This is a genomic window from Helicobacter cinaedi CCUG 18818 = ATCC BAA-847, from assembly GCF_000155475.1.
Lineage (GTDB): Bacteria > Campylobacterota > Campylobacteria > Campylobacterales > Helicobacteraceae > Helicobacter_C > Helicobacter_C cinaedi.
On record NZ_DS990395.1, the window covers coordinates 22,003 to 26,596 of the forward strand.

Genomic DNA, 4,594 nt, shown 5'->3' on the forward strand with positions numbered 1-4,594 from the left:
TAAAGACAAGATGGATTTGATGGATTCCAAATTGTAGATTGATTTGTTTGTGTTGATGTTCTTTATTGGAATAGCTTTGCAGTAACTCTTTTTCTAAATTTTTATCACTCATACTTTGTGCATCACTTTGATAATCTAAAATAAGGTTTTCAAAAGGACTTGTCTGTTCTTTTAGATTATCAAAAAGATAGAATTGAGTAATAGGTAAATTGTCTTGTTGGGATTTGTGTTCTTTATAGTGTAGTCTTAGTATAGGTTTATGAAATTCTATTTGTGTCTTTAAAGCCTCTTTGTCTCTATTCTTAGTATGAGTAGGACTAGGAGCATTGATTTTATAACTATTAGGTTTAGGTGTGCAAATAAGAGGAAAGCCTTTATCACTCATTACACCACTAGAGACTAAATCTTGCATTATAGGATAATCATCATTATGTTTCTTTAGTCCTCTAGCACTAGGAAGTATGAGTGCTACTTGTGTGCAAGGAGTAGGAACACCTGCAATGTTATTAGTGCAACCTATGATAGGAGAGTTTAATAAATCAGATTCTAAAATAAAAGGGATATTCTTATCTGTAATACTTTTACCCTTATTAGATTTTAATTGCACTACTCCATTATGAGGACATTTTATTTCATCATCTTCTAGTATTGGGTGAAGTAGTGCAGTGGATTGACTTTTGTCATTCTGAGCCAAAGGCGAAGAATCTTTATCCCTTTGTGCTTTCTCTTTTTCTTGTATTGCTTGAGATTCAGAGGAGTTACATTCTAATTTGATGTTAAGACTAGAATCTAAGAGGGAGTAGTTTAAGAGTGTTAGGGTATTGCTACCCAAAAATACTTGGAGGGTGCTTAGGGAATTGTTAGATTCTGTGTTGATAGAATCTCTATTGTTGCTTGTAGATTCTATGGAGCTAGAATCTACTTCACCGATTAAGTGATAGATAGGCTTAGATTCTATAAACTCACCTTTAGAATCTAACTCACCAAAGAATAGGGGATTGCTAGGAGATTCAGATGAGCCTTGTAATAATTGAGAATACAAAAAGATTTGTGTGTTGCTAGAGTTTAGAGAATCTAAAGTAAGTTTAGATTCTTGATGAAAATCGATATGGGATTCTTGATTATTAGATTCTGTATATCTTTGTTGATATTCTTTGATAAGAGATTCTAATCTTTGTATATCAATAGTGCTTGTATCTTTAGTAAAAATATCTATCTTGTCATTGTGGATATGGATAAGGTTAGATAAAGAATTAGCAGAATCTAAGAATATAATTACATTGTTTTTGTCATTAGATTCTAAGATGAGATGTGAATCTTTGTTTGCTGTATTTCTATTTGAAAATCTTTCTTGTCTCTCTTTTTCTTTTTGCTCCTCTTTGTATTCCTTGTAACTTAATTGAGAGATTCTCTCTTGCTCCTCTTTATGCTCTTGCTCTCTTTGCTCTCGTAGATCCATTATGGTTTTATAGAGAGCTTTTCTAGCTTGTAGGTATGTGTCGCTTAGAGAATCTTTCCCATACACAAAGATATTGGCAAAGTCAGATTTATAGCCTAGTATCTTACTAACATTTTCTTTTGTGATAAAGCTTTCATTGTTTTCATTACAAATAGCAAATGGCTTACAAGCATATAAGGCTCTAAGTATATGCAGTGGAGAGTCTTTTGTGAGGGAATCTATGTCGGAATCACATAGTATTTGTATTCCTGTTTCTACTTCTCCTAATAAATTATCTTGTATCGTCTCTATATCATTACTATCTTTTTTATAGTTTAGCTCATAATTCAAGCTAGAAAAAATTTCTTTCATACAAAAACTCCTTGTGATTCCGCTATTAGATTCCCTTGAAAAAATGTCAAAAATTTATCCAAATCCTCTTTATTGTTATAAGAGATTCGAGATTCTATGAGTAATGCTTGATATATTGACTTAATAGATTCCACATTCACAAAATAGGTTAAAAAATTTACAATATTTAATAATCCTTGCTTTTTAAAAGAAATGGGATATATATCCAAAGAAACTTCAACCTCTGAATTAGCGATATGATAGGAAAATAAACTCATAAATTCTGATTTTTCAAAAGCATTTAGTGCGTGAATATGATATATATTTTCTCTTTGTAATGGTTGTGGTAAAGTATTATTGCTATTTTTTAATCTTTGTAGCATTGCTTCTGCTGTATCTATAAATCCTGCTTCCTCAACCATTACATTTTCATTATGTATAGACATTGTGGCGTATGTATTGGTGGTTTGTGTGTTGTATAATAGATAGTAGCCATTTTCTGTATTTTTTATACGACTATACAGCCTAAAGGCATAATTTTGCATTGAGCTTTTATTAAACATAGCCACACTATTTACCCCTGCGTATTTATCCACAAATGCTCTTTGGGATTTTGTGTCAAATCGCAAATATTCTGGGATTTTTACTTCAAGAGTTTCCCCATCTTTAGTTTGGATATTTCTTTTAATGATGATAAATCTCTCCCTATCGTGCCAATCTAAAGAGTCTTTTATTTCTTGAGTGATATAAAGCTTTTGAAAATCGCTTACATCAACTTCAAAAATATCATTCATTCGTATAATATAATTAGATAGCACTTTACTAGCTAAATTAGGTATGATACCCGGGGCGTTGTATATAAACATAGCTTTGATGATTTGCGGATAAGTCAAAGTAAAAAGCTGGGCTAAATACCCACCAAAAGAATGTCCCGTTACCACAAGAGTAGCATTTGTATTTTCTAAAATAGGTTTAACCTTATATTCATAGAAATTAAGCAAGGCAAAGTAGATTTTTGCTGGAATTTTTGCATTAAAGATTTTTACACTCTGTGTAATGACATTGATGCAATTACGATTAAATTGGAATATATTAATACCCCTTATAGCCAAAATATACTCGTTATCGTGCGTATCTTGAAATAGCGTGGCTGAAAAGCTAATATTAGTCTCATTGACAAAAGCTACAATCTTATAACGATTAGCAAACTCATTTGCTTGTTTTGGGCTAAAGCCAACATCATAATTGTTAAAATTATTTTCTGCCCATTTGGCAAGATTGAATTCTGCTATGGTTGTAAGAGCTTGGTAGTAGGTGGGAATCTTTTTTTGTTGTTCCTCATCTAAACCTTCAATTTTACCTTTAGAATCTATTCCATACATTCCCTCATTGAATCCTGTGCTATAACTTGCCCAAGCAAGTTCAGCATATTTAGCAAATGCCAATCTTTTTTCTTTTGGATATTTTAGTGATTTCATTTACCACCCCATAAGTCTTTTAACTTCTTGTTTGGCTTTGTATTCTTTATATTTAGCAATATCAGAGCAATACCATACTCTTCCACTGCCACCATAGTTTTGATGAAACATTCCTATATCTAACCACTTATAAATATGAAACTTTAAAAATAGCTTACCACTATTCCTATCATACCAAAATACTTCTTCTTCAGTCAAGCGATAACTAATTCGTTTAACATTCTCTTTTTCTTTGGGATATTCATTAGAATGTTTATATTTCTCTCTTAACTCAGTATCATAAATCACTTTTTTCGAATCACTTTCACTACACAACCTCTCAAACTCCCTAAAGCTGGGCTGCCATTCAAGTGGGATAAAAGAGAAGCCAAACCAAGAAAGCATAATAAGTGGATAAGGCAGGGCTAGATAGAGTTTTTTAACTCTTAGATTCTTTTTAAAGATTCTATTAAAGCTCCATACACAGAATCGTAAAAAGAGATACACCCATATACAAGAAAGGATAAAAAGAGTAATCCAACCAAAAAAAGGAAAGGGAATAAAGGTAAGGATATAGTGATAATGAATATTAAGCATTGTAAGAATAATGAGTATAAACATCTTTAAAAAAGTTTTCATTTAATCCACTCCATAAGTTTTTTAGCTTCTTGTTTGGCTTTGTATTTTTTCATAGAAGCACAAGTCATAGTTCGTTCATCTTTTGCAAACATACCTATATCATACCAAACAAATGTTTTATAAGTTCTAGTTAATATGTTCGTATTAGATTCATAGACTTTCAATACTGCCTCCTTGATACGCCAAGCTACCATTTTATCCTCCCAAATATATTTGTTGTTTTTACTTTCTCCTTTTCTTATTCTATCATAACTTTCCTGACTGTAAATCGTGGTTGTATCGCCTCCCTCCTCCCTACACAACCTTTCAAACTCCCTAAAGCTAGGCTGCCACTCAAGCGGGACAAAGCTAAAACCAAACCAAGAAAGCATTATAAGTGGATAAGGTAATGCTAGGTAGATTTTCTTAACTCTTAGATTCTTTTTAAAGATTCTATTGATACTCCACACACAGAATCGTAAAAAGAGATACACCCATATACAAGAGAGAATAAAAAGAGTAATCCAACCAAAAAAAGGAAAGGGAATAAAGGTAAGGATATAGTGATAGTGAATAGTAAGAATCGTAAGAACAATGAGTATAAAAAACTTTAAAAATGTTTTCATTTATCCACTCCATAAGTTTTTATTTCTTGTTTAACTTTATCACTAAGACAACCACTAGATACTAAATCTTGCATAATAGGATAGTCATCATTATATTTCTTTAG

General features: G+C 31.6%; 4 protein-coding genes. All 4 read right to left on the reverse strand.

The features are described 5' to 3' along the window. A partial coding sequence (locus HCCG_RS10645; RefSeq protein WP_002957555.1) for a hypothetical protein occupies nucleotides 1-1,810 on the reverse strand: 1,810 nt, incomplete at its 3' end. Beyond that, nucleotides 1,807-3,267, reverse strand: coding sequence for an alpha/beta hydrolase family protein (locus HCCG_RS10650; RefSeq protein WP_002957556.1), 1,461 nt, complete (start codon nucleotides 3,265-3,267; stop codon nucleotides 1,807-1,809). The genes HCCG_RS10650 and HCCG_RS10645, both read right to left, overlap by 4 nt. Continuing rightward, entirely contained in the window at nucleotides 3,268-3,885 is a 618-nt protein-coding gene (locus HCCG_RS10655; RefSeq protein ID WP_002957557.1) for a hypothetical protein, read from the reverse strand. It abuts the gene before it with no gap. Further along, nucleotides 3,882-4,490, reverse strand: coding sequence for a hypothetical protein (locus HCCG_RS10660; protein ID WP_002957558.1), 609 nt, complete (start codon nucleotides 4,488-4,490; stop codon nucleotides 3,882-3,884). The genes HCCG_RS10655 and HCCG_RS10660 overlap by 4 nt, the downstream gene beginning before the upstream one ends. Nucleotides 4,491-4,594: the final 104 nt, after the last annotated feature.

Excerpts from the sequence above, each read along its gene's own strand:
- HCCG_RS10655 (WP_002957557.1), bottom strand. The coding sequence starts at position 3,885 with ATGAAAACTTTTTTAAAGATGTTTATACTCATTATTCTTACAATGCTT.
- HCCG_RS10650 (WP_002957556.1), bottom strand. The coding sequence starts at position 3,267 with ATGAAATCACTAAAATATCCAAAAGAAAAAAGATTGGCATTTGCTAAA.
- HCCG_RS10660 (WP_002957558.1), bottom strand. The coding sequence starts at position 4,490 with ATGAAAACATTTTTAAAGTTTTTTATACTCATTGTTCTTACGATTCTT.